The sequence below is a fragment of the Exiguobacterium sp. s149 genome (genome assembly GCF_018618395.1).
GTDB classification, from domain to species: domain Bacteria; phylum Bacillota; class Bacilli; order Exiguobacteriales; family Exiguobacteriaceae; genus Exiguobacterium; species Exiguobacterium chiriqhucha.
In genome coordinates, this window is the sequence record NZ_JACSLZ010000001.1 from 520,927 (window position 1) to 544,987 (window position 24,061).

General features: G+C 53.6%; 35 protein-coding genes. 10 read left to right on the forward strand and 25 right to left on the reverse strand.

All coding sequences use genetic code 11. From position 1 onward, the window contains the following. Positions 1-2: 2 nt before the first annotated feature. From KNP81_RS02615 to KNP81_RS02640, 6 genes are all read right to left on the reverse strand, one after another. Positions 3-755 (reverse strand): iron ABC transporter ATP-binding protein, encoded by a 753-nt coding sequence (locus KNP81_RS02615; RefSeq protein WP_214718136.1) that lies wholly within the window; start codon positions 753-755, stop codon positions 3-5. After that, on the reverse strand, positions 752-1,828 hold the full coding sequence (locus KNP81_RS02620; RefSeq protein WP_214718138.1) for an iron chelate uptake ABC transporter family permease subunit: 1,077 nt from the start codon (positions 1,826-1,828) through the stop codon (positions 752-754). Before KNP81_RS02620 ends, KNP81_RS02615 begins: the two co-directional genes overlap by 4 nt. Further along, positions 1,825-2,817, reverse strand: coding sequence for an ABC transporter permease (locus KNP81_RS02625; protein WP_251130258.1), 993 nt, complete (start codon positions 2,815-2,817; stop codon positions 1,825-1,827). The genes KNP81_RS02620 and KNP81_RS02625 overlap by 4 nt, the downstream gene beginning before the upstream one ends. A 24-nt stretch (positions 2,818-2,841) precedes the next feature. After that, positions 2,842-3,843, reverse strand: a complete 1,002-nt coding sequence (locus KNP81_RS02630; protein ID WP_214718142.1) for a siderophore ABC transporter substrate-binding protein — start codon at positions 3,841-3,843, stop codon at positions 2,842-2,844. 555 nt (positions 3,844-4,398) lie between these two features. After that, a complete protein-coding gene (locus KNP81_RS02635) occupies positions 4,399-4,689 on the reverse strand; it encodes a hypothetical protein (RefSeq protein ID WP_138858938.1) in 291 nt (96 codons plus the stop codon). Then, positions 4,686-5,258 (reverse strand): zinc dependent phospholipase C family protein, encoded by a 573-nt coding sequence (locus tag KNP81_RS02640; protein WP_214718144.1) that lies wholly within the window; start codon positions 5,256-5,258, stop codon positions 4,686-4,688. Before KNP81_RS02640 ends, KNP81_RS02635 begins: the two co-directional genes overlap by 4 nt. A gap of 110 nt (positions 5,259-5,368) precedes the next feature. Here KNP81_RS02640 and KNP81_RS02645 point away from each other — a divergent pair, with 110 nt between their 5' ends. The 5 genes from KNP81_RS02645 to KNP81_RS02665 all read left to right on the forward strand — a co-directional run bounded on the left by KNP81_RS02645 (position 5,369) and on the right by KNP81_RS02665 (position 7,542). Continuing rightward, a complete protein-coding gene (locus KNP81_RS02645; protein WP_214718145.1) occupies positions 5,369-5,896 on the forward strand; it encodes a TetR/AcrR family transcriptional regulator in 528 nt (175 codons plus the stop codon). A 1-nt stretch (position 5,897) separates the two neighbouring features. Continuing rightward, on the forward strand, positions 5,898-6,206 hold the full coding sequence (locus tag KNP81_RS02650; RefSeq protein WP_214718146.1) for a DMT family transporter: 309 nt from the start codon (positions 5,898-5,900) through the stop codon (positions 6,204-6,206). 11 nt (positions 6,207-6,217) lie between these two features. After that, entirely contained in the window at positions 6,218-6,559 is a 342-nt protein-coding gene (locus KNP81_RS02655) for a DMT family transporter (RefSeq protein ID WP_214718147.1), read from the forward strand. Between the two features lie 113 nt (positions 6,560-6,672). Then, on the forward strand, positions 6,673-6,897 hold the full coding sequence (locus tag KNP81_RS15210; RefSeq protein ID WP_251130234.1) for a hypothetical protein: 225 nt from the start codon (positions 6,673-6,675) through the stop codon (positions 6,895-6,897). A 135-nt stretch (positions 6,898-7,032) separates the two neighbouring features. Then, positions 7,033-7,542, forward strand: a complete 510-nt coding sequence (locus KNP81_RS02665; protein WP_214718148.1) for a hypothetical protein — start codon at positions 7,033-7,035, stop codon at positions 7,540-7,542. Positions 7,543-7,577: 35 nt separating this feature from the next. Here the strand turns inward: KNP81_RS02665 and KNP81_RS02670 are convergent, their stop codons facing one another. The 6 genes from KNP81_RS02670 to KNP81_RS02695 all read right to left on the reverse strand — a co-directional run bounded on the left by KNP81_RS02670 (position 7,578) and on the right by KNP81_RS02695 (position 10,642). Beyond that, positions 7,578-7,940, reverse strand: a complete 363-nt coding sequence (locus tag KNP81_RS02670) for a VOC family protein (protein ID WP_214718149.1) — start codon at positions 7,938-7,940, stop codon at positions 7,578-7,580. Then, positions 7,937-8,710, reverse strand: coding sequence for an ABC transporter permease (locus KNP81_RS02675; protein WP_214718150.1), 774 nt, complete (start codon positions 8,708-8,710; stop codon positions 7,937-7,939). Before KNP81_RS02675 ends, KNP81_RS02670 begins: the two co-directional genes overlap by 4 nt. Continuing rightward, the gene (locus tag KNP81_RS02680) at positions 8,707-9,411 is read right to left on the reverse strand and encodes an ABC transporter ATP-binding protein (protein ID WP_214718158.1); all 705 of its coding nucleotides are present in this window, start codon (positions 9,409-9,411) and stop codon (positions 8,707-8,709) included. Before KNP81_RS02680 ends, KNP81_RS02675 begins: the two co-directional genes overlap by 4 nt. A 15-nt stretch (positions 9,412-9,426) precedes the next feature. Then, complete coding sequence (locus KNP81_RS02685) at positions 9,427-9,960, reverse strand: GNAT family N-acetyltransferase (protein WP_214718354.1); 534 nt, start codon at positions 9,958-9,960, stop codon at positions 9,427-9,429. Next, positions 9,960-10,178: a DUF6440 family protein gene (locus KNP81_RS02690; protein ID WP_214718161.1), complete on the reverse strand. Its 219-nt coding sequence runs from the start codon at positions 10,176-10,178 to the stop codon at positions 9,960-9,962. The genes KNP81_RS02685 and KNP81_RS02690 overlap by 1 nt, the downstream gene beginning before the upstream one ends. Before the next feature lie 131 nt (positions 10,179-10,309). Beyond that, positions 10,310-10,642: a GntR family transcriptional regulator gene (locus tag KNP81_RS02695; RefSeq protein ID WP_251130259.1), complete on the reverse strand. Its 333-nt coding sequence runs from the start codon at positions 10,640-10,642 to the stop codon at positions 10,310-10,312. On the opposite strand from KNP81_RS02695, the gene KNP81_RS15425 reads away from it, so the two are divergent. Together KNP81_RS15425 and KNP81_RS02705 are read left to right on the forward strand one after the other, a co-directional pair. Next, a complete protein-coding gene (locus tag KNP81_RS15425) occupies positions 10,636-10,773 on the forward strand; it encodes a family 4 glycosyl hydrolase (protein ID WP_214718163.1) in 138 nt (45 codons plus the stop codon). The genes KNP81_RS02695 and KNP81_RS15425 overlap by 7 nt on opposite strands. Next, a complete protein-coding gene (locus tag KNP81_RS02705) occupies positions 10,745-10,957 on the forward strand; it encodes a family 4 glycosyl hydrolase (RefSeq protein ID WP_251130235.1) in 213 nt (70 codons plus the stop codon). The genes KNP81_RS15425 and KNP81_RS02705 overlap by 29 nt, the downstream gene beginning before the upstream one ends. A gap of 312 nt (positions 10,958-11,269) precedes the next feature. Here KNP81_RS02705 and KNP81_RS02710 read toward each other — a convergent pair whose 3' ends face one another. Further along, complete coding sequence (locus KNP81_RS02710; RefSeq protein WP_214718164.1) at positions 11,270-11,830, reverse strand: AAA family ATPase; 561 nt, start codon at positions 11,828-11,830, stop codon at positions 11,270-11,272. 259 nt (positions 11,831-12,089) lie between these two features. Here KNP81_RS02710 and KNP81_RS02715 point away from each other — a divergent pair, with 259 nt between their 5' ends. Then, the gene (locus KNP81_RS02715; RefSeq protein ID WP_214718165.1) at positions 12,090-13,325 is read left to right on the forward strand and encodes a hypothetical protein; all 1,236 of its coding nucleotides are present in this window, start codon (positions 12,090-12,092) and stop codon (positions 13,323-13,325) included. 12 nt (positions 13,326-13,337) lie between these two features. Here KNP81_RS02715 and KNP81_RS02720 read toward each other — a convergent pair whose 3' ends face one another. Beyond that, positions 13,338-13,502 carry a hypothetical protein gene (locus KNP81_RS02720; RefSeq protein WP_214718166.1) on the reverse strand — a complete coding sequence of 55 codons (165 nt, stop codon included), beginning with the start codon at positions 13,500-13,502 and terminating at the stop codon, positions 13,338-13,340. 19 nt (positions 13,503-13,521) lie between these two features. Further along, positions 13,522-13,749, reverse strand: coding sequence for a DUF3221 domain-containing protein (locus tag KNP81_RS02725; RefSeq protein ID WP_214718167.1), 228 nt, complete (start codon positions 13,747-13,749; stop codon positions 13,522-13,524). Positions 13,750-13,874: 125 nt separating this feature from the next. Between KNP81_RS02725 and KNP81_RS02730 the strand changes: the two genes are divergently transcribed. Continuing rightward, positions 13,875-14,759, forward strand: a complete 885-nt coding sequence (locus KNP81_RS02730; protein WP_251130236.1) for a tetratricopeptide repeat protein — start codon at positions 13,875-13,877, stop codon at positions 14,757-14,759. Positions 14,760-14,831: 72 nt separating this feature from the next. Here KNP81_RS02730 and KNP81_RS02735 read toward each other — a convergent pair whose 3' ends face one another. The 7 genes from KNP81_RS02735 to KNP81_RS02765 all read right to left on the reverse strand — a co-directional run bounded on the left by KNP81_RS02735 (position 14,832) and on the right by KNP81_RS02765 (position 20,443). Further along, complete coding sequence (locus tag KNP81_RS02735; RefSeq protein ID WP_214718172.1) at positions 14,832-15,578, reverse strand: SDR family NAD(P)-dependent oxidoreductase; 747 nt, start codon at positions 15,576-15,578, stop codon at positions 14,832-14,834. 126 nt (positions 15,579-15,704) lie between these two features. Next, positions 15,705-17,408 carry a methyl-accepting chemotaxis protein gene (locus tag KNP81_RS02740; protein ID WP_214718174.1) on the reverse strand — a complete coding sequence of 568 codons (1,704 nt, stop codon included), beginning with the start codon at positions 17,406-17,408 and terminating at the stop codon, positions 15,705-15,707. A 188-nt stretch (positions 17,409-17,596) separates the two neighbouring features. Further along, positions 17,597-19,420: a methyl-accepting chemotaxis protein gene (locus tag KNP81_RS02745; RefSeq protein WP_214718176.1), complete on the reverse strand. Its 1,824-nt coding sequence runs from the start codon at positions 19,418-19,420 to the stop codon at positions 17,597-17,599. 120 nt (positions 19,421-19,540) lie between these two features. Next, entirely contained in the window at positions 19,541-19,753 is a 213-nt protein-coding gene (locus tag KNP81_RS02750; RefSeq protein ID WP_214718177.1) for a DUF2922 domain-containing protein, read from the reverse strand. A 29-nt stretch (positions 19,754-19,782) separates the two neighbouring features. Further along, positions 19,783-19,995 carry a hypothetical protein gene (locus KNP81_RS02755; RefSeq protein ID WP_058764453.1) on the reverse strand — a complete coding sequence of 71 codons (213 nt, stop codon included), beginning with the start codon at positions 19,993-19,995 and terminating at the stop codon, positions 19,783-19,785. Between the two features lie 26 nt (positions 19,996-20,021). Beyond that, complete coding sequence (locus KNP81_RS02760) at positions 20,022-20,162, reverse strand: YvrJ family protein (RefSeq protein ID WP_021066374.1); 141 nt, start codon at positions 20,160-20,162, stop codon at positions 20,022-20,024. 68 nt (positions 20,163-20,230) lie between these two features. Next, positions 20,231-20,443 carry a hypothetical protein gene (locus tag KNP81_RS02765; RefSeq protein ID WP_029594867.1) on the reverse strand — a complete coding sequence of 71 codons (213 nt, stop codon included), beginning with the start codon at positions 20,441-20,443 and terminating at the stop codon, positions 20,231-20,233. Between the two features lie 319 nt (positions 20,444-20,762). On the opposite strand from KNP81_RS02765, the gene KNP81_RS02770 reads away from it, so the two are divergent. Next, the gene (locus KNP81_RS02770; RefSeq protein WP_214718178.1) at positions 20,763-21,203 is read left to right on the forward strand and encodes a MerR family transcriptional regulator; all 441 of its coding nucleotides are present in this window, start codon (positions 20,763-20,765) and stop codon (positions 21,201-21,203) included. A 55-nt stretch (positions 21,204-21,258) separates the two neighbouring features. Here KNP81_RS02770 and KNP81_RS02775 read toward each other — a convergent pair whose 3' ends face one another. The 3 genes from KNP81_RS02775 to KNP81_RS02785 are packed head-to-tail and all read right to left on the reverse strand — an operon-like array spanning position 21,259 to position 24,056. Further along, positions 21,259-21,603, reverse strand: coding sequence for a YxeA family protein (locus KNP81_RS02775; RefSeq protein WP_214718179.1), 345 nt, complete (start codon positions 21,601-21,603; stop codon positions 21,259-21,261). Positions 21,604-21,616: 13 nt separating this feature from the next. Next, the gene (locus KNP81_RS02780) at positions 21,617-23,446 is read right to left on the reverse strand and encodes an ABC transporter permease (RefSeq protein ID WP_214718180.1); all 1,830 of its coding nucleotides are present in this window, start codon (positions 23,444-23,446) and stop codon (positions 21,617-21,619) included. Beyond that, positions 23,433-24,056, reverse strand: a complete 624-nt coding sequence (locus KNP81_RS02785; protein WP_214718181.1) for an ABC transporter ATP-binding protein — start codon at positions 24,054-24,056, stop codon at positions 23,433-23,435. The genes KNP81_RS02780 and KNP81_RS02785 overlap by 14 nt, the downstream gene beginning before the upstream one ends. Positions 24,057-24,061: the final 5 nt, after the last annotated feature.

Consider the following 24,061-nt stretch of genomic DNA (forward strand, 5'->3'; position numbering starts at 1 on the left):
CTTTAATAGACTGCGATTGGCCCATAAGGCCCTTGAATAATCTCCAATTTCGTCTCGAAAATCTCAGATAGGATGTCGGCGTCCATAATCTCTTCGACCGTACCAAAGGCGGCGATGTTCCCGTCTTTCATCGCACAGATGCGGTCCGAATATTTCGCTGCGAAGTTGATGTCATGGAGCACCGTGACGATCGTCCGTCCGAACTCGTCGGCGACGTGACGCAAGTACTCCATCATTTGGACCGATCGAGCGATATCGAGGTTGTTGAGTGGCTCATCGAGGAGAACATATTCCGTCTCCTGACAGAGCACCATCGCGACGTACGCCCGTTGGCGCTGTCCGCCCGACAATTCATCGAGATAGCGATGCTCGAGCGACGTCAAGTCGAGGAAGTCGATATATTTCGAGATAATCCGTTCATCCTCTTGCGTCAACCGCCCTTTTGAGTACGGGAAGCGTCCGAAGCCTGCGAGCTGACGAACGGTAAGACGTGTCACGAAATGGTTCTCTTGTCGTAAGATTGTGACGATTTTCGCCAAATCTTTCGATTTCGCGCTCGACACGTCCATCCCTGCGACTTGGATTTGACCCGCGTCTAAATCGAGCAAACGGCCGATCATCATGAGCGTCGTCGATTTCCCAGCCCCGTTCGGTCCAATCAACGATGTGAAGCCGGCCTTCGGGATGTCAAGATTGATCGGTCCGATTTGGACATCATCCGAATACGATTTTTGTACTTGTTCAAGTTGAATCATAGCGACCTCTTCCTTAAAATCACCGCTAAGAAAATCACGCCGCCGAACAGTTCGATGATGACGGACACGACACTCGGTGTATTGAGAATGTGATACATAAAGAAATACGCGCTCGTCAGAACGAAGAAGCCAAGCGCGAACGAAAGCGGAAACACGTACTTATGATCGTACGTCGCTGCCACTTGATAACTGAGCGTCGCCACCAAGAATCCGAAGAACGTCAACGGTCCAATCAGCGCCGTCGATACCGACATGAGGAGCGAGATTAAGACGAGCGTAAAGATGACGCTCCGGCGATGGTTCACCCCGAATGATGTCGCCACGTCTTTTCCGAGTGCGACGACGTTCAAGCGATTGGAGAAGCTATACAACAACGTCCCGACGACAATCACGATTGGGATGACAATCGGGAAGTAGGCGGCATCGGCATGCATCACCGACCCGAACAGACGGGCCTGCAGGACGTCGAACTCGGACGGCGCGAGCATGCGGCGCATGAACGAGGACACCGAGTTCAAGCCGGTCCCGATGATAATGCCGATGAGAAGCATGAGTTGCAGATTGCCATATTTCCCTGACAAGAGCCAGCCATACAAGAGCAGACTCATGAGCACCATGAGGCCCACTTGGGTCAAAAAGGCACCGGTTCCCGAAAAACCGATTAACGCCCCTGCACCGAAGAAGAAGATCATGCTCGTCTGAATCGTCGAGTAGAGCGCGTCGAACCCGAGCAACGATGGCGTGATGATCCGGTTGTTCGTCACCGAATGGAACGCGACCGTCGCCATGCTTTGACAGAGCGCGGCGATCGCCATCGTGATGACGGCGACGACCCGACGCTCGACGACCGGGATGAACGACGGTGAGTCGAACGGGACCGGATTGTTGTAGACGAGCAACCCGAACGCACAGAGCAATCCCCCGACGACAAAGAACGTCAAGAACAGCCAATAACGGCGCTGTTCTCGTTTCGAACGGAACGCCGTCGCACACCGTTCTTCCGTATGCACGGATCGACCATCGACATCATACGCTTCCCGTTGTTTTGTCTTCTCTTCAATCAGTGTGCTCATCGTACCCCTCCCGTCTTCCGTTGTCTCATGAGAATCGCGATGAACACAATTGATCCGACCGTCCCGAGAATGAGTGATACCGGCAATTCGAACGGCATGATGATCGTCCGCGAAATCAAATCGCTGACGAGGACCGTTCCCATCCCGATGACGCACACCCACGGCAAGTTGCTGCGCAGGTCATCCCCGCGAAACATCGAGACGATGTTCGGAACGATCAGTCCGAGAAACGGCAGATTGCCGATGACCGTCGCCACGACCCCGACCGTGAGTGCAATCAGTCCCGTCGCAATCAAGATGAGGCGGTTGTAGTTGACGCCGAGGCTCGTCGCGATGTCTTCTCCGAGTCCAGCGAGCGTCAAGCGATTCGCGAGGATGAAGATGAAGAACGTGACGAGGATGATAAGCCACAAGTATTCATAACGTCCGACCTGCACCGATGCGAACGACCCGACGAACCAACCTTCGATCGTCTGGCTCGCTTGAAAGAATAGACCGAGAAACGTCGACACGGCCGAGACGACCGCCCCGAGCATGAGTCCGATAATCGGGACAATCAACGACGATCGAAGTTTGACCGAGCGCAGAAACCAGAAGAAGACCATCGTTCCGATGAACGAAAAGACGATTGCCCCCGTCATCCGCATCATGAGCGTCGGAGCCGGGACGAGCAGATACACAGCGAGCAGGCCGAGTCCCGCCCATTCGAGTGTCCCGGTCGTCGTCGGTTCGACGAGACGGTTTTGCGTGATCAGTTGCATGACCAGTCCCGACATCGCCATGGCGGCACCGGTCAACATGATTGCAATCGTACGCGGGACGCGGGTGATCCAAAACATGTCCGACCCACCTTCTTGACGAATGTCATAGACGCCGGTCACGAGCGAAAGGCCCGCCAATATGAACACCACAAGCATTGCTACGATAAAGGACTTCGTCCATATGTTAGAAAAGGAGGGCTGAGACAATGTCTCAACCCTTGCTGTCATTGGTTTTTGCACAACGTGACTCCCTTACTTCGAAAGCGCGGCTGCGAAGTCGTTAAATAGTTCAGAATAAGTTTGAATCGACTCGTTGATGTACGTATCGTTTGGCGCATACACGATTTTTTCGTCTGTCACGGCTTTCGTTTTTTGGAGTGCCGGTGCGTTATCAATCACGTCCGCTGCAGGTACAGCGTCTTCCATACTTGTAATCGCCGCATCACGGTCGAGGACGAGCAACCAATCCGGGTCACTCTCAGCAATCGCTTCAACCGATACCTCATCCCCTTGGTGGTCACCCGTCGTTTTCGCTACTTCGAGGGCAGGTGTCCAGTCAAAGATGTCATACATCGGTCCGAAGACACGACCTGTGTTCGGCGCCGAGAATCCGATATCGCCGCCTGAAACGATGACTGACATCACCTTGTCTTCACTATCGTATGCTTCTTTCACACTGTCGATCGATGCTTCGAAGCTCGCGATGAGCTCATCTGCTTCCGTTTCTTTTTCAAAGATTTGACCGAGTGAACGCGTCGTCGTCTCAAAACCTTCCACCAAGATTTCTCCTGGCGTACCCGCATCTTCGGGGAGCTCGATGTCCAAGTTGATGACGGCCGCTTCCGGGACCAATTTTTTAATGTCTTCGTAGTAGTCAGCGAATCGTTGTCCGACGATGACGACATCCGGATCCACGCCAGCAATCGCTTCTAAGTTCGGCTCATTATGCATCCCAACGTCTACGATGTCTTTATCGTTTTTATAAGGCAAGTCCGCTGGAATCAATCCGATTGGTGCCGCGACTAAGTCGATGCCCCAATCTGAGAGCGTCTCGAACGTTCGGTTGTCGAGCGCGACGACCTTCTCCGGGTTGACAGGCACATCGATTGTTCCATGTGCGTCCGTGATTTCAACTGTCTTCGGTGCCGTCTCCGCTTCCGCGCTTCCTGCGTCTTTCGTCTCATCCGTGCTACCGCATGCGGCTAGCGTGAAGACGAGTGATGTGAGCATGACTGCTGCTTTCCATTTCCCCATTCTTTCCATCTCCCTGTGTATCTGTTTTTGAATGACGACCTTCTCAGTGAGTCCGCAACCGTTTCACGATTCTGCTCTATGTATGGATACTGACGCTTTCTCACTGATAATGATTATCATTGTCGTTTTCATTGAGAAGCATAACAAACAAAAAAAGGTTGTGCAATGCCAAATTTTCAAATTGGAAATGGAAATATTATTCTCTCTACCTAATGCGAACAAAAAAAGAAAGCAGCTTGTGTGGCTACTTTCCAGATTAATACGGCTATTCTTTTTCTCGTTTTCTTTTCCGACCCCAAATGCTGTAGGTGATAAATAAAACAAGTGTGTATGTGAATGAGAAGACGATGATTTGCAAAATACCGTTCGGAAGAATTTTTGAGATGAACATGAGTGAGAACAAGATAGACATAATCATATGGGGACCGCGCCTATCTTCTGGCAAATCGCGCCAATAAATCAAGACAAGCGCTAATGCGAGCGGTCCGCACAATGCGAGCAAGATGAAAAACGGAACAGGACGCATCAAAAATGGCACGTTTGATTTATCACCCCTCATGCTTCCGAAATCCCATTAGCAAGCAACAACAGAAAAATCCAAATCGATAGCGGCACGATTAACCCAAGATTCCCAACGAGGCTGAACACGCGTACCATCTTCTCTTTCGAGAATAGGCCCCAAATCAATGTGGCGATCAAGGCGATATCTAAAGCGATATACACCCAGATGGCCGTCATCAAGTACAAATTCGGAAAAAAACGAGCGTTCACAGTGAACAGCGACACGATTGTCAGGATCGAAAGTCCAAACGTTACGTAGAGCGGCGCATAGCGGCGTTGTGTCATGTGGTCACCTCACTTTTCTGTTGAACCATCTGTCGGCAACGAAGGATGCACGTCTCGACGTAACTATCGAGCTGGTGTGGCAAAAACATCGTATACGTCCCTTCCTCTGTTGCCTTCGCATCCCGCTCGACTTTCACGATGAGTTCACGTAGTTCATTCGTCGCATGGTTTTTCAACGAAGTGAAATCGAAGACACCTAGTCGTTGAGCTAGGCGTGCATTATACGCATCAAAATCGGCATAATACATCGCCTGCTTTTCTGGGTCTTTCGTAATGACTTGCTTGAGCCAGGATTTATAGAACCCCTGCAACCAAATCTCATCCGCGACGAGATGGCAATAATAGCCGAGGCGGAACGATTGATTCTCGTCCACACTGTCCATCCAATATTGATTAAGGTCGAGCCGTCTTGTCATATCCTCATGCCGTCCCGCGTAATAGTGAGTGTTTTGTTTAGACGTCGTCGCATCGGGCGCAAGATTTCCCAACAAAAAAGCCGTGCGATCGACATCTGTCAAATGCGCCAACACCTCATTCGCGATGACGAGGTGCATCAAATGTGAACCCATCATCTCTCCCCCCTTTTCCTAATTATCCCATTCATGTATCCATCTCGACAACCCACCTCTAGTCTGATACATTCACTATACTGACCGTTCAGTATAGTGGGAGGAAACACATGAGTAAAAAACAATTGTTACTGCGGACCGCCGCACAGATCATTCAAACCGAAGGCATTCAACAATTGTCGATGGACCACTTAGCCAAACGCGCTGGCATCACGAAAGGTGGCGTCTTATACCACTTTGAAAGCAAGGGCAACCTGTTACAGCAGATGAATAGAATGGCGCTCGATGAATTTAAAAATCGGATCGTCCATCATCAAACCGAGTTGGATGGTCCTTACCCGTTCACACGCGCCTACGCCCTCGCGACGCTCGATTATAGCGATGGTGATGCCGACTTGATTGCCGTCTTCATCTCATCCCAAGAAGATGCGAGCGGAAAGCTTTGGAATGACGCCGCCAAACGATGGGATGAACAGTTCGCCGCGGATGGTCCTGACGCTGATCGCGTGCTCGAGCTTCGACTGCTCTGCGATGGGTTTTGGTTCGCGTTGACATACGGCTATAGCGCTGCGTTCAAAGACCGGGCCGCCCGCATCATCCGACAAAAGTGCGACGCGCTGTCAAAAGGAGAATCGTAACATGGGCTTCGTCTATCTCGTCGGTGCCATCGTCTCTGAACTGTTCGGTTCGAGCATGTTGAAGCTGAACGCGACGACAACGAGTCGCCTGCCCGTTCTCGGTGTCGCCTTCGGTTACGTGACGGCTTTTTATTTGTTGTCGCTCGCCCTTCTTTCCATCCCACTCAGTTTCGCCTATGCGTTTTGGAGCGGGGTCGGCACGGCGGCAACGGCGCTAATCGGCTTCCTTGTCTTCAAGGAACAAGTCCGGGTTCAGACCGTCATGGGCATCGGGCTTGTCATCATCGGACTCGTCTTGATGAAACTATGAGGAGGGGAATCATGAAATCATACGGAATCTTACTGGTATCGATTGCGTTCGAGGTGCTCGGGACGTCGATGTTGAAGCTGTCGGATGGATTCACCAATCTGTTCCCGAGTCTCGTTCTCTTAATCAGCTTCGCCATCTCGTTCACGTTGATGGGCATCGTCTTGAAAACCATCCCGCTCAGCATTGCCTATAGCGTCTGGGCCGGGCTCGGCACGGTCGCGACCGGGCTGATCGGGGTGTTCGTGTACGGGGAAGTACTGTCGACCTTGAACAGCATCGGCCTGATCGTCATCGTACTCGGCGTCATCGTCATGAATCTTGGAAAACGGGAGGAGCAACCACATGCTAGCTGACTTAATCGAACAACAGGAACGGGCATTACTGACGACCGACGTGCGCACATCGCCTGAGCACTTGCACCGTCTACTCACGGATAATTTTTTTTGAAATCGGCAGTTCGGGACGCATGTTATATCGGACGGCATCTGCCGCCACGATGGACCTCGGCGAGATTCACATCACCCTATCCGACTTCGCACTGGAGACCGTTCAAGACGACGTCGTCCTGGCCACGTATCGGACCGAAGACCACTCCACCGGACGCATCGCCTTGCGCAGTTCGATTTGGGTGAACGTGGATGGCCAATGGAAGATGCGGTTCCATCAAGGGACAATCGTTCCGCCTTCTTGAAACTAAATCGTCACCTCAAAAGGGAGTGTCCCAATCGACACTCCCTTTCGTCGTACCTGATTCATTTTTGTACATACCCCTCATGTTCATTTTGCTTATAATCAAGCCATCCGATGAGGTGAAAGGAAGATGAACATGAGTCAACACAAACAACCGCAATGGTTTCAATCCGTTCGTCCGAGGCGTTCCGTAGAAGAACAGCTGGCCCTCAAAAGGTCGCGCGAAGCGAAATTGACGTTCGAGCCGACCATCCCGCTCGATGCCATCCGTAAAAAGAAACCGACCGTCACCGCCCCGTTCACGGTTGGCGGCTTCGGCGTCCATAACGAGTCCAGTTTCTCATTTTTTGAAGATGGCGCGGTCAAACGAGAAGTCATCTGGCGTGAAGAGTTCGATTTATGCACGGCGATTCCCCGTTCCGGTTGGTACAACGAAACAGATGCCTTCCGCGTCCATGAGCGATTCGTGTCGCTCGTCTCACATCGCTGGCCTGAAGTATTCGAGGAAAAAGGGTGTTTCACGATGGACGGGACGCAATGGAACTTCACCGTGAACCGTCACGGCAAACTGTTGCATCAACATGAGGGCAGCAACGCCTATCCTTCCAATTGGAAAGCTGTCATCGAACTGTTCGGGATCTCTTGAACGAAAAAAAATCACCCACAGCGGGCACTCTCCATTCAGAGGGCTTGAATCATCTCGACTCGATTGCCGAACGGGTCGCGGAACTCGAACCGGTCGAATCCAGGAATCGGGATGCCCGTGAGCCGCTCAATCCCTTCCGCTTCGAGCTTCTGTCCCCATTCCGCCAAATCGGTCACGGCGTAGGCGACGTGTCCTTTTGTCGACAGTCGGTCAACCCCGTCCTCGGTGCCGACGTGGACGCTCTGGTCGCCGACCTCGAGCCAAAACCCGCCCCGTCCTTGAAGTGACGCCGGTTTCTCGATTTCTGGAAGACCGAGCACGCCACAATAGAACGCACGGGCTCGTGTTTCCTCTCCTTTCGGAATCGTGATTTGCACGTGATGGATGCCTTGAATCATGTCGTTTTCCCCTTTCGATACGTCAAGCCGACGAACTGAAGTTTTTGGTTGAACAGGCGCGGATACGCCAGATAGCCGACCATGACCGCCGAAATCGATGCGGTCGTCAAGATCAGGAATAAGATGAGCAACTGATACAACACCGCCTCCATCGGGTCGGCCCCGCCGATGATGAGTCCGCTCATCATACCCGGTAGTTGTACGAGCCCCATCGTCTTCTGCGCCTCGACGGTCGGAATCATGCTCGTGCGGATGGCGCTCTTCAAACTGCGCTCAATCGCTGCTTTCGGTGTGCCGCCGAACGACAAGATGAGCTCAATCACTTCATCGCTCCGCTCGACCTCGTCTTTGAACTTGTTCAAGAACAGGAGCGACAACACCATACAGTTCCCGATGACCATGCCGCTGATTGGGATGACTTTCTCCGGCTCAAACGGGATGATGCCGAGTCCGAGCATGAGGCCCATCGTCAGCGTCTCGACCGTGACGAGCGTGAGCAGAATCATCCATGTGATGCCAGGGATACCGTCCCCTTTCTTGATGATGTTCTGTGTCGCCGCTCCAATCATCAAGAGAATCATGAGCAACATGAACACCGGGCTGTCGCTCTCGAAGACGAACGTCAAAATGTAGCCGATGATGAGCAACTGAACAATTGACCGCACCGTCGCAATCAAGATGTCGCGTTCGAGCCCGAGTTTCAAGAACAGCGCCAAACCGAGCGGGATGGCGACGAAAATCAATGAGGTCATCAGGTCGATGAACGTCATAGCTCTTCCCCCCTCACGAAACGACCGATCATCGGATTGTCGGACTCGTCGATGAACGTCGCGTCGCCGAATTCAATCAATTCCCCGTTTCGCAAAAACCACATGTCATCACTGACACGCCGGGCCTGATCCAAGTCGTGCGTTATCCAGACGACGGTGACCCCGAAGTCTTTTTGCAGTCTCACAATCAACCTCTCAATCTCTTTCACAGTCCGATAGTCGAGGCTCGCCGTAATCTCGTCCAACAACAGCACGTCCGGCTTGTTGACGAGCGTCCGGGCAATGGCGACACGACTCCGTTCCCCGCCCGACAACGTCTTGATCGGTTGGTCGAGCGAGATTCCGCCCAAGTCGACTTTCTGTAACAGGTCCGCCGCCCGCTCCCGTTCGAGCGTCTCACCGAAGATGGCTTTCGGCAAGTTCATGTTGTCGTACACCGTCCCGTCAATCATCGGCGCGCTTTGAAACGCCATGCCGATTCGCTGGCGCAGTTCGATAACGTCAATCGAATCGATGTTCTCCCCTTTGAAGTAAATCGCGCCGGCGTCCGGTGATAACAGACCGTTGATGTGCTTCAGGCACGTCGTCTTGCCGGCACCGCTCGGGCCGACGAACGTCGTGATGCGTCCTTCCCGGAAATAACCGGACACGTTATGTAAAATGTCTCCATGACTCACGTTTTTGAATTCAATAATCTGCATCGGTGTCGTCCCCCATCATGTCATGCTGTCTGTCTCAAGCAATGAATACATATACAAATCGTCATATTTCCCTTGCGTTAACTCATACCCCCGTAGCAACCCTTCTCGCGTAAATCCGACCCGTTCGAGGAGCTGTTGTGACGCGGTATTCGCCGGCTCGACGAGCGCCTCGATACGATGGAACCCGAGTTGTGTGAACCCATGACGAACGACCGCTCGGAGCGCCTCACCAGCAATACCTCTTCCCCAATGATCCGAGCTGAGCTCAAACCCGATTTCTGCCCTCTGGTGCTTCGCTGAAACGTTCAAAAATCCGCAACTGCCGATGACCTCGTCTTGCCCGGTCAACGTGATGCCCCAGCGGACACCTGTCCCTTCCTCGAGAATTGAGTCGTACCAGGCAATCTCTTCTAACGCATCCTCTAACGACGTGAACGGGTCGAGTCCCATATGGCGGACGACTTCAGGTTTCGATAAATACGCCAACAGGTGCGGCGCATCGTCCGCTATCACCCGCCGTAACGTCAGCCGATTGGTGCTGAGTGACATCACGATCGGTACCCTTCCTCGACGACAACATCACCATTCGCATCGAGTAGCGGTGTGATGCCACCACCTGTCCCGACCCATGTCTGGATATAGTTCACGCCGGTGGCCGTATCAACGAGGATGGTGATTTGCCCGAGTTCCGGCAGTTGTTCCGTCAATTTTACTTGAAACCGTTTCGTTCCTGCCGCTTCTTCTGCTGTTTTCTTTTTGAATAACATCCTACCCCCACCTTTCTACTTCTAACTGTACGCAACATAGCTTCTCGTTTCAATGAATGAGAGACATCCATGGCTGCCGGATGCGAAACCCCTTTAATCCATACAAAAAAACACGCCAGACTGTGGCGTGTTCAAGAATAGCTCCGCTCGATGACGAAGCTCGTCTTATCCCCTCTAAAGTAGGAACGTGAATATTCAATCGTACGTCCAGAGGCGTCCTCGGTCACCGTCTCGATATAGAAACACGGCGTACCGAGTGAACAGTCGAGCAGCCCACTCACTTTCTCATCAGCGAGGGCAATCTCGAGCGCCTCCGTCGTCTTGGCGACATGGACGTCATGGACTTGTGACAACGTCTGAAAGAGCGAGTGCTCGGCCTGGTTTTTCGTGATGCCCGGTGCGACCTGCCATGGGATGAACGATACTCGACCGCGCTTCCCTTGTACGGCGATGAACGGTGCCAGCCGGCTTGGTAAAAGCGTTCCGTACGATTCTGGTCTTGATTGAGCTCGCCAATGAGATGGCCGTAATTTGCCCGGACGCTTGGCTCGTTAACTTTACGAATCTTGCCGTATCGTCATCAAAATTCACCTGACGACGCCGTCATCACGAAGTCAGGTCCGCTTCCAATCACCATCGGGTCACTCCCGCTGCCAATCAAAGGATTCATCACAAATTTGAAGACGTTTGAACAACTCGCGATTCAAGAGATTATCTCAGGTTCGCACCACGACGCCTGTCCCGCCGGCTTGATGAATCCACTCATCCAAGATGAGTAAAGATTGATTCAGCTATTCGATGCGTATGAAGCGCGTTTACCACAATTCAACTTATTTAGGCGATGTTTTTCGCATCTCTAAGCGTCTCAGGACGCGTTCTACGGTGACGGCGTCACACGAGAGACGCTCGATGCGATTCAACCTGGAGACTCGATTGAGGTCATGGTCCACCCGGCCGATCTCGATCCCATACTCCCGAGCGTCACGTCTTACCTCGATGCACGTCTCGTCGAGAAAGACCTGCTCACCTCCTATCACCGCCCCGATTGGTGGGCATAACAAAAGCGAGTCCTTATGCGGGACTCGCTTTTGTCATAGCTGGAAATGTTGTTTGATTCGTTCAGCGACCGTCGCCGCATCGAGATGCGTGTTGTTGATGCGCAAATAGTTGTCGACGTCGAGTTCCCCGTGCTGTGAGTTCAATCGATAGAGCGTCGCCGTCTGCTTCAACTCACCTTCCGACCAGGCGATATCCCGCTTCGTCGGCTTATGTGTCAGCCGGTTCTCCGTTTGGTTGCGGATCAGCCGCTCTTCGATGTCCGCCTCGAGCTCGACGTAGTAGATATCGGCCCCGTTCGACTCGAACAGGTCGGTCACTTGTTTGATATACGCCCAGTCCTCTACTAAATCAAACGCCCAGACGAACGTGAAAATCATTCCGTCCAAGTCACTTTTCGCGACCGCTTCGAACAATTCGTGGCGGAACAGCTGGACGAGGCGGCGGCCTTCGTCCGTCCCATAACTGAAGAACGGACTGACGAGATCAATCGTCATATGGTTATGGAACAGCTTTAAACCCGTGATGCTGGCGAGCTCTTGTCCGACCGTCATCTTGCCGACGGCTTGTGGACCGAATAATACGACGAACTTCATATCTAATCCCATCCCTACTGTCATTTTCAACAGCATATCATATTGCTCGACTCATCGAATAGGAACGGAAGGCACGGGTCGTCCAAAAGGGCTGCATGTCGGTTTCCCCTTTCTGAAACGTTACTCTAACCCATTCCCGTTTTAAAAAAAGTCAGTCCAAATCCAGATAAATGTGTGTGCCCCAACAAATATTTGTTTACCCCTGCTTCATATGAGGAATAGGCATATCATCTATGTGTATGAAGGAAGGTGTCATCCCGTGACTTGTCCACGCTGCGGAGCGAAGACCCGCTCGAAAACCACTGTTTGTCCGACGTGTGGCCATCGCCCACGTCGCTTGAAATGGATTGCTGTCCCCATCGTCATTGCACTCATCGCATTCGTCTCGTTTTTAACGAACGCCTATCTTACCGACAGCCCGCGCTCGAGTGATTCACTCGCCGACAAAGTCGATTTGAACATCACGAAAGACACGGTCTCAGCCGATGGTGCCACTACCGTCGACCTTGAGACGATGCAAGATAGCCTGTATACCGTCGGCACGGGTACCGGGTTTTTGATTAGCCCGCAAGATGTATTGACGGCGGCCCATAACGTCGCCGGCATCACCCGCGTCACGATGAAACATGGTGACAAGACGGTGAATGGAACGGTCATCGGCCGGACTGACGCCATCGCCGTCATCCGCATCGAAAAAGTAAAAGCGACCCCGTTCTCGTTCAGTCACGCGATTGTCGGACCAGACGAATCGGTGTTGACACTCGCACCGGACGAACAGATTGAAGGAACGCTCACGTTCGAAGAAGACAGCTATCGCCGCGAATTCGATTTACCGAACCGCGCCATCGGCAGCCCGATCGTCACGGCCAATGGACGGGTGCTCGGTCTTCACTTGGTGACGAAGACTCTCCCGGTCGCCTTGTTCGAACAAGACGTACTGTCGTTCCTCGAGTCAGACACACCGGCCCCGCCACCGACGACAAAGCGCAGTGCCCCGGCCGCTGAACTCGCACCGGTCGCACCGATTACACCGGTCCCGAAACGTGAGGACCCGGTCGAACCCGCTCCGGCGCCTGAACCGGAACCAGCGCCCGAACCGGAACCGGAAGCTGAAGCAGCGCCAGACACACCGGAACCGATCGAGCCTACAGTTGAAGAACCGGCACCGGTCGAGGAAGAGCCTCCGGCCGAACCGGAACAACCTGCTGAAGAATCGGAGGCCCCTCCCGTCACGGAGCAACCGACCGAGCCTGACGTCCCCGTGACCGAACCGGCCGAACCGGTCGAACCGGAACAGCCGGCAGTTCAAGAAAAAGAAACGGAGGCGGCACCAGTCAAGAAACAAGACAAGCCGAAAGCCACCGCTAAACCTGACAAGAAAGAGACGCCGCCCGTCGTCAAGGAGAAACCGGTCGCCGATGACGCGCCCGAAGAAGCCACAGACGAGCCGACTGCAGTTGAAACTGAAGATGAAGAAAGCACGCCATCGGAATGATGACGTGCTTTTTTACGTGTCTTTTCGCGTGCGCCGCTGCAAGTTGCCGACCGCCGCCCCGAATAGGAGCAGGATGATGGATAACATCCAAAACGGCATCACGTCCTGCAACAACCAGACGATGAGCGCACTGATGGCGATGACGACACCCATCCATAAGAAATTTGACTGTCCCATTTCGTTCACCTCGGTCTCATCATAGCACATCAATTCGATGCGCCGTCGCCTGGGGCGGCAGCGAGCGGGTCATCTTTTCATCGTGCTCGACGCGGACATATTGCCCGACGGCGAGCGGCGTCTCATCCTCTCGAAGTGGCTCTTCCCAGTGAAACACGATGCCATCGAACGGCTCGGCATCTTGATTCGGCGCGACCCGCATCCACGTCGGTTCGAGTTCGACAATATAACCCGTGAACGTGACCATCTCCATCCCTCCATTTCCTCGGAAATCCTTCCCTATTCTTTTCCCATTTTTTGAAATAACTCTACTCGTTCGTCCGAATGCTCGGTATAATGAAGCAACACTCATTTACGCCGGGAGGGACCCTCATGAAACACACCATCGATTTACACCATCCAGACTTTCAACGCACCTTCCTCGAGATGATGCTCCTTGAAGAAATGATTGACGACTATAACGCTGAAGCGATCGAGTCGCTCGTCGTCCGCGGCGAGACAAACTTTCCGGACGACCCGTTTTTTCCGGCGATGCGGGCATATCCGCTCATCCGTGAAGGCGAGTTCGGTCAGGCCCGCGACGTGCTCGAAGCCGCGAGCGCAAAAGGCGACCATTACATGATCCACTGTCTCCATGGCATCTTGAGCGACGATACGAATTTCTTGTTCGAGGCCGAGCAACATTTCCTTCGGGCCGTCGAACGCTATCCGGACGTGCCAATCGTCCAACGCACCATCGCCGTCCATTACTTCAATCGTAAGTTTTATGGGGAGGCCGGTCTCCATTTGATGCATTACGTCCGGCTCGCCGGGTTCAACGAAGAGACGGTGCCGATGTTGCTCGAATTCTTCCAAGTGTATGATGAGATTCCACTCGAGATGAACGATGAGCTCCTCAAGGTGGCCATCGGATACTTGAACGCTAACCCGCGCAACCCTCGCGCCCACTCGCTTTATGCGTCCATCTGCAGCCATCGGGTCGAGATGCTCGTCAAACGGTTACCGGAAGACAACCATCAGCTCGATGACGAGACAATCGCGATGTTGCTCGAGGTCGAAGAGCACGGCATGTGGAGTGCGACGTATGACGACAGTGAGGACCACATGTTCCGCGCCATGTTCGCCGATTATATCGACAACGTCGTCTTGCCGAACACGTCCAAACTGTATGTATACCGTTTGCGCCTCCGCTATTGGTATCACCGGCTCACGCACCGCTTAACCGGGGGCTACGGGGATTCGATGCGCTCGTCTTGATTAAATCTGAACAGGGGTCCTGCCACCACATGTCGGTGACGGGACCCCTGTTTGTTTTTTTGTTTGACTTGATCACATATACGGATGAATCGGTCCACGCAACTCGAACGAGTAGTCCTCGTGGTTGACGATGCCGACGACTTGATCGCTTTCGAGCAGTTGCACTAAGAACCCGGCCATCTCTTCGGCCGTATGATACTTCTCGACGTTTTGGCTATAGTCGAAGTCGTCCTCTTCGCGGGCACGGTTGGCAAAGCCCGTCTCCGTCGCAGCCGGTGCGAGCACTTTCGCCCGCAGTTTGTCTCCATCGTTCATGAGCTCGCGGGCAAGCCCTTCCGTATACGCGCTGACGAAGAATTTGGTCGCGCTATACGTGACGCCTTTTTTGGCGATGTGATAGCCAACGACCGATGCGACGTTCAACAGCGTTGCCCCTTCGACGTTATGATAGTCGCGGACGTATAGGCTCGACAGCACCGTCAACGCCTCCACATTCAAGCGGATCATGTTCTCGATTTTCCCGACCTCGACGTCCTTCACGAAATTCGAGTCCCCGAACCCGGCGTTGTTGATCCACGTCTCGATGTCGAGATCGGCGAGCGATTCATACAGCCCGTATACGTTCTCGCTGTATGACAAGTCTTTGGCCTTGATGATGACATCGCTCTTCGGTGCAATCGCCTTGATTTCGTTCCGCAACTTCTCAAGCTCGTCGTGGCGGCGTGCCACGAGTACGAGTGACTTCCCTTGCTTGGCGAGCAATTTCGCTGCTTCATAGCCAATACCTGAACTTGCTCCTGTGATGACGGTATATTTCATAATGCGTCCCCTTTTCATGTTAGTCGAGATGTTGTCTCTCTCCCGCAATTCCCGTAACACCCTCTCGTCAATCCTGACAACACGCAAAAACCGTCCTTTCCCTAGAACAGGAAAGGACGGTCCGTCTTATGTTTGGAAACGTCCGATGAGCGTCTGCAAGTCACTGGTCATATTGCCGAGCGACTCGGCGACGCCGTTCAACTCTTGAATCATCGCGAGCTGGGCGTCGGCCGTCTCTCCGACGCTGCGCATCGTCTCGGCCGTGCCTTCACTGTCACTCGCCATATGAATCGCAGCTGTTGCGACTTGTTTCGTTGTGATTGCAATCTCATTCGAGGCGACACGAATCTGTTCCGTGTTCTCGACCGAGGCGTGCAATTGCCCGACGATCTGTTGGAACGACGCCGTCGCTTCTTCGAGCAACGTCGTGTTCGTCTCGACGCGGCGGGCGCTGATGGCGTGACGCTCGAGCACCGCGGTCGACTGGGCTTGAATCGATTCGATTAAGCCGGCGATTTGGGACGCCGATTGTTTCGACTGTTCCGCAAGTTTCCGTACTTCTTCGGCGACGACGGCGAAGCCTTTCCCTTGCTCACCGGCGCGAGCCGCTTCGATGGCCGCGTTCAAAGCGAGCAGGTTCGTCTGGTCGGTGATCGACTGGATGACCTCGGTGATGAGGGCGATCTCGTCCGACTGTTGTTTCAACGCTGTGATTGATTGTCCGGTCGTGACCGTCTCCGATTCGAGCGCGAGCACTTCTTGCTTCGCTTGTTGAATCGTCTGTTCCCCACGTTCGGCGAGCGAGAGACTCGTCTGGACGTCTTGACTGATCGTTCCGATCGATGTGGCAATCCGTTCGACACCTTCATCAGCCGCTGCGACCGCATGTCCGCTCTTCGAGGCAGCTGCTGCCTGATTGACCGTCTCACCGACGACTTGTTCAATCATCCGCGTCGTCTCCTCTGTCTGCGAAGACATCTCTTCCGTGCTCGCGTACAGCTCTTCCGACTGGGCCGTGATTTCTTGGGCGTTCCGGCTCACCTCATCGATGAGTTCGCGAAGATTGCCTTTCATCTGGTTGAAGCCAATCATGAGTTCGCCGATTTCATCACGCGTGAGTGCTTGAAGGTCGGCGCGCGTCAAATCGCCGTCAGCGACGATGCCGACCTCGTTCGATAATTGACGGAGCGGTACCGTCACCATGCGCTGGAGCATATAGCCTGCCCCGAGCGTGAGCAACAAGATGAGGAGAGCAATCCCTGCCGAGTAAAGGAACGCCTGTCCGCCGAGCCGCTCGAGCTCTTGTTGTTTCTCGACGATCGTCGCTTCGGTCTCGGCTTGCAACCGTTCGCCTGTCTCCGAAATCGATGCCGTCACGTCCGGCATGAGGCGGAGTGTGAGGCGATCGATATTGTCCTGATCTTGATTATCGGCCGCGACGATGACTTCTTGCGCCAAGTCGTCATAGCCGTTCGCGTAAGAGAGCATGCTCTCGAGTTCTTTCGTCTCGGCATCTGTCTTCGACAGGGCGAGCAATTGTTCGAGCGCCTCTTTCTTTTCTTTGGCGCCGCGTTCAATTTGGGCACGGCGTTCGTCATCTTGGACGAGAATATAGCCTCGGATGCCGTACGCTTGACGCGTCATCCCAAGCGATAAGTCGTCGGCGGCTTTCATCTTCATGACATCATGACGAATCATCTCTTCATATTGGCTCGTCATGTTCTGCAACGTCCATAGGTTATAGCCCATGCCGAGCGTGACGAACAGCAAAATCAAGCCGATGCCGCTAAACAATTTTTGAGTCAATGACAGTTGATTGAATCGTTTCATAATCCTTCGAGGAACGCGTCCTCTCCCACCTCTATCTCTCTTTTTTTGGAACTACATGGGTTTTATCGGATTGCGCAAACGGTTTTCCAATCTTCTCGCACATTTATTTGAACATTGACCTCATTTCCTAATTTCCACTCCACATTTTTGCCACAAAAAAGACCGCAGCATGGGGCTACGGTCTAGCTTCATAACTTGAACTGTGACACGCGATTCGATAGTTCGACCGCACGTTGTTCGGTCTCCTGCATCCGTGCCTGCACGTCGTTGAAACGCTCGACGGACAGTTGGACTTTCTCCGAAATCGATTGGGTCCCGTCCGCCCCTTCGGTCACGGTCGTCGCGACTTCTTGGATGACGTGGAGGATGCTATCGGTCATATGACGGAGTTGGAGCGCGTTCGTCTCGAACGTCTCTGCCGTCTGGCCGAACACGGTCGCATCTGCCTCATATTGAGTGGCCGACTCCTCGAGCCGGTCGTAATCCGCGATCACTTTCGTGTCGAGGAACGTCAGCATATCGGCCGAGCTTGTATTGAGCCGGGCGACCGAATCGATGACCTTGTGCGATACCGCTTGAATCTCGTTCACCGTCTGGCGCGAGTTCTCGGCAAGCTTTCGAATCTCCGAAGCGACAACCGCGAAACCACGGCCGGCATCTCCGGCCCGAGCCGCCTCAATCGATGCGTTCAAGGCAAGCAAGTTCGTCTGGTCGGCGATGGTGAGAATCGCGCTCGTCAAGACCCGGATCTGTTCGACCGACTGCGCCCCTTTAATCGCCTCGTCGAGTTCGATGCGTTTCTGCTCGATGATGGCGTTCGCTTCCGTCTTCGATGCGACGGCTTGTTCACGCATGGCGTGGGCGCGACGTTCGACGTCGCCCGCTGTCGCCGCGCTGTCGTTCGACAAGTCAACGATGGAATCGATGGAACTGCCCATCTCGGTCGTCGACGCGCTCATCTCTTGTGAAGATGCGGCCGTCTCTTCCATACCCGCCGTCAATTCCTCGACCGTGCCTGACGTCTCTTCCATGTAACGGCTCAGTTCAATGACTTCCGCCGCCACTTCTTTTGACGAGACGAGGACGACTTTTGCCGTCTTGTCGACGTCGATCATGATGTCGCGTAGCGTCGCGAGGAACGTGTTGAACGAACGGCTCACTTGTGCAATCTCGTCGTTCGACGTGACCGGGATGGCCATCGTCAAGTCGCCGCCTTGTGAGGCCAACTCGTCGAACTTCTCTTGTAACACCCGCATCGGTTTGATGATTGAGCGCAATAGACTCAGTCCGAGGAACAACAGAAGTACGACCGCACCGATTGTCACCGCAAGTAGCGCGATGAGCGACTGTTGAAACTCACGTTCCATGTCGGCTCCGACACGCTGCGATCCTTCCGAGTTGTAGTCGACGAGCTCGGTCAGGCGCTGTGTGAAGTTATCGTATGTCGATTGGGACTGGGCGTCATAGTACGAACGGGCCATGCCGTTGTTGCCGGACGTGCTGAAGATGAGCATGTTGTCCGACACACGTTGATACATCTCCCATTGCCGACTGAAGTTGGCGAACAGCTCTTTGTCCGTCTCCCCTGTCGCCGTCTGTTCATATTTAGGGGCGATTTCATTGATGCGCGTCCGAATGTCTTTCATCGCGGTCATCAATTCTTCTTTCGCGGCCGCATCGTCCGTCACGATATGTTCGAGTTCGAGCGCGCGATAGTTCGCCGCGAGCGTGTTCAGTTCGTGGGCGTAGTCGAGCCCTTTGTTCCAGTTGTTGACGATGTCATCGCCTTGACGGTTCGCATCGGCGAGCGACAAGAGCGAGTAACCGCCGACGCCTGCCACCATGAGGAGCGCAAGAATGACGAGTCCCCATAGTTTTTGACGGATAGTCAGGTTCTTGCCGGTCACTCGTTTTCCTTCACGCGTGCTCGGCTTTCGTCGTTTCGGTTTCCATTGAAAGCGCCGGACGTTCAAACGGTTCCGAAACGCTGTCCACTTCTGTTTCACTGACATATGTATATTCCCCTCTCGCATGCAACGTTTCTTCCTATATCGTCTTGACGTCGAGGAATCTAAAGGGGATTGACCAAAATAAAAAAAGATGACTGAACAATCAGTCATCTTTTCAACTCATTATTGGACGTTTAACACGGTCTGTGTGCCTTCAATCATCTTAATCTCCGTCCATTTGACGACGCTCTTGCCGAGCGGGTCATTGGCGACCATGAAGTCGGCGAGCGCTTGCACTTTCAACGCGTCGACGGGTTGTTTCACGTTATTCAAACGGAAGCGCGATACTTTATTGAACATGTCCAAAAATGCGATTTCTACTTTAGTGTCAGTCATGGGTTAGTCCTCCTTGGATGTAGGTGTGATTAGACGAGATCGTATTCGCGAACGACCGACACGGTGAAATCTTCTTGCTCAGTCAAGTCGAGCATGAGGTGACCGAACGCCTCGGCATTGTCAGCCGTGAGCGCCGCCCGAATCGGACCGAAGCGCTGCGTTTTCTTCGTCGGTTTCAAACTGTTCAAATCGTGGTGCGTCGTCAAGACGAGCGTGGCTTTCTTTTCAGTCAATACGGCCATGGGGGATGGCTCCTTTCGGGGATGGATTACAATTCAGATGGATAGGTCGAGTCGAGACGTTCGAGCAGTTGAATCATGCGCTCAAGGCGCGTCTCAATCCGGTGGAGCAGATAGAGCGAGACGACGATCGGGAAGCCGAGGTTCGAGATGAGTTCGGGCCAGCTCATAAGCCCACCCGCTCATCGGACACGGTTCCGGCGGGACGCTTCGGTACACGCATCAGGGGTTCCTCCAATTAGAACGTCACGTGGAATTCACGCGACACGACGTATGCGGCGGATTCGACCGCGAGAAGCGGAATCAACAAATCACCGAACTGCTTGATCTCCTCGGTCTCCATCCGCGCACCGAGTGGACCGAACCGGACGAGCTGACGTTTTTCCTTGCCGTCAACGAGCCGCTTCGTGTCGAGATAAAAGACGCTTGCGTATTCTCGATACACTGCCATATGTCTCACCTCCTTCGCCCCTATTAACCGAAATTGGTGAATGTTTGCTCATATTTCTTGTAACCTTTTCGTAACGACTATGGACCCATTATGAATGAAGACGCATTCATCGTTACAAATCGGCTTTATTCCTTGAATTAAGATACCAACTAAGGTATCTTAATAGGCGTCAACCAAATTTTGAAAACACGCCTAAAGACCTACGAATTCATTTCCCCACTTTGAAAAAACTGACAGTTAACCGCTTAAAAATGGGGTACTATACGGAGGAGGGCATTTTCAAAATGACCAGTTTGACTTGAAGAAGGAGATACTCTAGATGAACAGCTTAGACTTCGCACTCAACACCTCTATTCCTTCCGCTCAACTCGACTTCGACCACACCGACCTGACGTTTTACGCGACCGACTGGGATGATTATCTCCCTGAAAACGCGAAGCCGTTCCTGTACAAAGAACGCCCCTTGACCGTCTATCCACTCAAAGAACTGAGCCGTGCGTTTCATGTCGCCGGGATTCCTCGCAGCCAGCAACAGCTGATCAAATGGGAAACCGACGGCGTCTTGCCACCGACCCCGTTCACGATGGGACGCAAGCGCTTCTATACGGAAAATCAGATTCGTACAATCGTCGACATCGCATTGGAATGCGGACTCCGCCCCCGGACGCACGTCAAAAAGACGAACTTCTCCGAGTTGGCTCATAAAGAATTATCGTACATACTCCAACTAGAATTGAAAACCGAACTCCCGCATGAATGAGCGGACATAAGACAGCCCTTCCTGACGATTCGGGAAGGGCTGTTTTTGGATTGTCTTATAATTGTTTTCGTGCCGCCTCCGGGACGTCCGCGACCGATACTTCATCGTATGACGTGACCTCGTCCTTGCTTTTGACATACAGCTTCAAGTACGCCCCGCTCTGAAGCTCTTTCGCCGCCGTGAACGTGACCGCTTGCGGATCCCCGTCCTTCGTCAGCGCCTCTGTCGAATAGACATAGCGGCGGACGACGTCGCCCGAATCGAGTGTCGTCTCTTCCACTTCCGTCACCTTCCCGACTTGTACATAGAGATGATCTTTCCCGAGCCGTTGCCAGTCGATATTGACGAGACCGATGATAGCCACGATGAGCGCGAGGCTCGCAATGATTCCTTTTTTCATCCTTCTCTCTCCCTTATAAAATTTGTTTCGTGAACCGTCGTACGGTCAACGCGTAATAGAGCGCATAAATCGCACTGTACACACCCATCCAGACGAGAACCGGCAGCGTGAAATTCATCCCGAGCAACCGCGAGAACGCGACGAGGGCGACCGAGGCGTGCACGAGCCCCAGTGAGAATGGTGCAAGGAACACGACGGCAATCTGTTGGCGGACCGTCCGTTTCACGTCCCGCTTCGAGATGCCTACTTTTCGAAGTACCGCATACTTGGCCCGGTCTTCCTCCGCCTCGGTCATTGTCTTGAAATAGATGATGCTGCCGGTGGCAACGAGGAAGACAAGCCCGAGGAAGCTGCCGACGAACAACAGTGCACCATGCACGGCAATCGCCTCGCTATATAAGGCGGTCGCGCTCGAGAAGTTCGTTTCATTCGATAACGACTCGGACAAGGTGGTCTGTTCTTTATAATCGGCGACCGAGACGGCTTGATACGTCGTTGCCGGTTCCGGCAGTGCCATGAACACGTCATCCGGTGTCACAAGAAGCAAGCCGCCGAACGTCATGACGTTGAGCGGTGTCTCGTCGTAGCGAGAAGCGACTTCATGCGTCACGCCATCGAGCACGACCTCAGTCACATTTTCTGAGAACCTCTCGTCGTAGAACGGATCGATCAAATACACTTGATTTTGTATCAGTGCCGGTGGTGTATCCCAGCCCATATCAGACGCGATATCACGGAACGTCGACTCATCGATGACGCCATATTCGCGTTCTCCCATCTCCCCAGCGACCCGAACCGTCTTCTCGAGGACGGTCGTCTGATGAAGCACATCCGCATCGATATCACGCGCCTCACCTTGCCAGGCGAACGTGTACGGGGCGTACGATGTGACTTGTTGCTCGGCGTAATAATAGACGCTGAAGATGGCACCGCCGGCCGTGATTGCCGTCGCACTGATGATGCTGATGAGCGTGAGCGTCTTGGCGTTACCACGGATTCGGTATAACAACTGTGACGTCGTCAACAAGTTGAGCCGGCGCCATGACCAGCGCTCATTCGCTTTCAAGCGGCCGAGGATGAAGATAAGGACACTATGGAACAACAGACCCGACCCGACAATCGTGAGCCCGATGATGAGGAGCGGCATCGCCGCCGTGAGATATCCCCAGAGCGGCGACGTCGCCAAGTCTTGCAAAGCGAGCCAGTAGGCCGCTCCGAGGACGAGCAACCCGAGGAGTGCCATGAACGGGCTTGCTTTCGGGACGTCCTCACCTTTTTTGTCGGCATGGAACAGTTCAATCAGCTTGAAGCGATAGATGACCCGATAACCTTGGAACGACGTGAACAAGAAGATGGCCACGAACACGAGCGTCGTCTCGATGAGGGCCGACGTCGCGACCGTGAAGCCGATCGACAAGTCGCTGTTCATCAAGCGGAGCAACAGCTGTAACAGCGCATTCGAACCGAGCAAACCGAGCCCGATCCCGACGAGAAGCGACACCGCGCCGATGACGAGGTTCTCGAACAACAGGAGCGTCCCGATTTGTTTCTTGCGTACCCCGAGCAGCGAATAGAGCCCGACCTCTCGTTTACGCCCTTTCAAAAAGAAGGCGTTCGAGTAGGCGATGAACAAGGCGACGAAGACGAGCAGAATGAACGTCGAGGCGCTCATTAAACTTCGAATCTGTCCTGACGTCTCGGCCATGCCGCTAATCTCATCGCTATGTTTGAGCGTCGCGAACGTGAAATAGATGATGATTGAGAAGATGGTCGTCCCGACGTAGAGCGCATAGCGCGACAAGTTGCGGGCGACGTTCTTCTTCGCGAGATCAAATAGCGTCATCGGACGCACCGCCTTTTAGCTCGTCGAGGATCGTCTGATAGAAGGCGTCGCGCGATGTCGTGCCGCGAATCAGTTCTTTCGACAACCGTCCGTCCTGAATGTAGAGCACCCGACGGCAAAAACTCGCGGCGTAGGCATCATGCGTCACCATCATGATCGTCGTCTCGGCCTCGTTCAACCCGGCGAGCGTCTGGAGCAGATCTGTCGCCGACTTCGAGTCGAGCGCCCCCGTCGGCTCGTCGGCAAAGATGAGCTTCGGATTGGAGATGAGCGCGCGACACACCGCCGTCCGCTGCTTCTGACCACCCGAGATTTGGTACGGGTATTGGTCGAGGATCGCCGTAATCCCGAACCGATGTGCGAGCGCATCGACGCGTGACCGTGTCTCGTCGATCGGCGTCTTCGTGACGGCGAGCGGGAGCAGGATATTTTCTCGGACCGTGAGCGAGTCGAGCAGGTTATAGTCTTGGAAGATGAAACCGAGATGGTCGCGTCGGAAGTCCGAAAGCGCCTCTTCTTCGAGCTTGGCGATATTCTCTCCGTCGACGAAGATGCCCCCGTCCGTCGGTGTGTCGATCGTCGCGAGCACAAACGCCGAGACGCGCCCCATCGACC

Excerpts from the sequence above, each read along its gene's own strand:
- KNP81_RS02675 (WP_214718150.1), bottom strand. The coding sequence starts at position 8,710 with ATGACGTTCATCGACCTGATGACCTCATTGATTTTCGTCGCCATCCCG.
- KNP81_RS02665 (WP_214718148.1), top strand. The coding sequence starts at position 7,033 with ATGAGTCAACACAAACAACCGCAATGGTTTCAATCCGTTCGTCCGAGG.
- KNP81_RS15210 (WP_251130234.1), top strand. The coding sequence starts at position 6,673 with ATGTTATATCGGACGGCATCTGCCGCCACGATGGACCTCGGCGAGATT.
- KNP81_RS02630 (WP_214718142.1), bottom strand. The coding sequence starts at position 3,843 with ATGGGGAAATGGAAAGCAGCAGTCATGCTCACATCACTCGTCTTCACG.
- KNP81_RS02770 (WP_214718178.1), top strand. The coding sequence starts at position 20,763 with ATGAACAGCTTAGACTTCGCACTCAACACCTCTATTCCTTCCGCTCAA.
- KNP81_RS02735 (WP_214718172.1), bottom strand. The coding sequence starts at position 15,578 with ATGAAATATACCGTCATCACAGGAGCAAGTTCAGGTATTGGCTATGAA.
- KNP81_RS02725 (WP_214718167.1), bottom strand. The coding sequence starts at position 13,749 with ATGGTCACGTTCACGGGTTATATTGTCGAACTCGAACCGACGTGGATG.
- KNP81_RS02785 (WP_214718181.1), bottom strand. The coding sequence starts at position 24,056 with ATGGGGCGCGTCTCGGCGTTTGTGCTCGCGACGATCGACACACCGACG.
- KNP81_RS02720 (WP_214718166.1), bottom strand. The coding sequence starts at position 13,502 with ATGGGACAGTCAAATTTCTTATGGATGGGTGTCGTCATCGCCATCAGT.
- KNP81_RS02760 (WP_021066374.1), bottom strand. The coding sequence starts at position 20,162 with ATGAGCTGGCCCGAACTCATCTCGAACCTCGGCTTCCCGATCGTCGTC.
- KNP81_RS02645 (WP_214718145.1), top strand. The coding sequence starts at position 5,369 with ATGAGTAAAAAACAATTGTTACTGCGGACCGCCGCACAGATCATTCAA.
- KNP81_RS02755 (WP_058764453.1), bottom strand. The coding sequence starts at position 19,995 with ATGGCCGTATTGACTGAAAAGAAAGCCACGCTCGTCTTGACGACGCAC.
- KNP81_RS02635 (WP_138858938.1), bottom strand. The coding sequence starts at position 4,689 with ATGACACAACGCCGCTATGCGCCGCTCTACGTAACGTTTGGACTTTCG.
- KNP81_RS02625 (WP_251130258.1), bottom strand. The coding sequence starts at position 2,817 with ATGACAGCAAGGGTTGAGACATTGTCTCAGCCCTCCTTTTCTAACATA.
- KNP81_RS02710 (WP_214718164.1), bottom strand. The coding sequence starts at position 11,830 with ATGAAGTTCGTCGTATTATTCGGTCCACAAGCCGTCGGCAAGATGACG.
- KNP81_RS02775 (WP_214718179.1), bottom strand. The coding sequence starts at position 21,603 with ATGAAAAAAGGAATCATTGCGAGCCTCGCGCTCATCGTGGCTATCATC.
- KNP81_RS02620 (WP_214718138.1), bottom strand. The coding sequence starts at position 1,828 with ATGAGCACACTGATTGAAGAGAAGACAAAACAACGGGAAGCGTATGAT.
- KNP81_RS02765 (WP_029594867.1), bottom strand. The coding sequence starts at position 20,443 with ATGGCAGTGTATCGAGAATACGCAAGCGTCTTTTATCTCGACACGAAG.
- KNP81_RS02655 (WP_214718147.1), top strand. The coding sequence starts at position 6,218 with ATGAAATCATACGGAATCTTACTGGTATCGATTGCGTTCGAGGTGCTC.
- KNP81_RS02680 (WP_214718158.1), bottom strand. The coding sequence starts at position 9,411 with ATGCAGATTATTGAATTCAAAAACGTGAGTCATGGAGACATTTTACAT.
- KNP81_RS02745 (WP_214718176.1), bottom strand. The coding sequence starts at position 19,420 with ATGTCAGTGAAACAGAAGTGGACAGCGTTTCGGAACCGTTTGAACGTC.
- KNP81_RS02670 (WP_214718149.1), bottom strand. The coding sequence starts at position 7,940 with ATGATTCAAGGCATCCATCACGTGCAAATCACGATTCCGAAAGGAGAG.
- KNP81_RS02650 (WP_214718146.1), top strand. The coding sequence starts at position 5,898 with ATGGGCTTCGTCTATCTCGTCGGTGCCATCGTCTCTGAACTGTTCGGT.
- KNP81_RS02740 (WP_214718174.1), bottom strand. The coding sequence starts at position 17,408 with ATGAAACGATTCAATCAACTGTCATTGACTCAAAAATTGTTTAGCGGC.
- KNP81_RS02690 (WP_214718161.1), bottom strand. The coding sequence starts at position 10,178 with ATGTTATTCAAAAAGAAAACAGCAGAAGAAGCGGCAGGAACGAAACGG.
- KNP81_RS02730 (WP_251130236.1), top strand. The coding sequence starts at position 13,875 with ATGAAACACACCATCGATTTACACCATCCAGACTTTCAACGCACCTTC.
- KNP81_RS02685 (WP_214718354.1), bottom strand. The coding sequence starts at position 9,960 with ATGTCACTCAGCACCAATCGGCTGACGTTACGGCGGGTGATAGCGGAC.
- KNP81_RS02640 (WP_214718144.1), bottom strand. The coding sequence starts at position 5,258 with ATGGGTTCACATTTGATGCACCTCGTCATCGCGAATGAGGTGTTGGCG.
- KNP81_RS02615 (WP_214718136.1), bottom strand. The coding sequence starts at position 755 with ATGATTCAACTTGAACAAGTACAAAAATCGTATTCGGATGATGTCCAA.
- KNP81_RS02750 (WP_214718177.1), bottom strand. The coding sequence starts at position 19,753 with ATGACTGACACTAAAGTAGAAATCGCATTTTTGGACATGTTCAATAAA.
- KNP81_RS02780 (WP_214718180.1), bottom strand. The coding sequence starts at position 23,446 with ATGACGCTATTTGATCTCGCGAAGAAGAACGTCGCCCGCAACTTGTCG.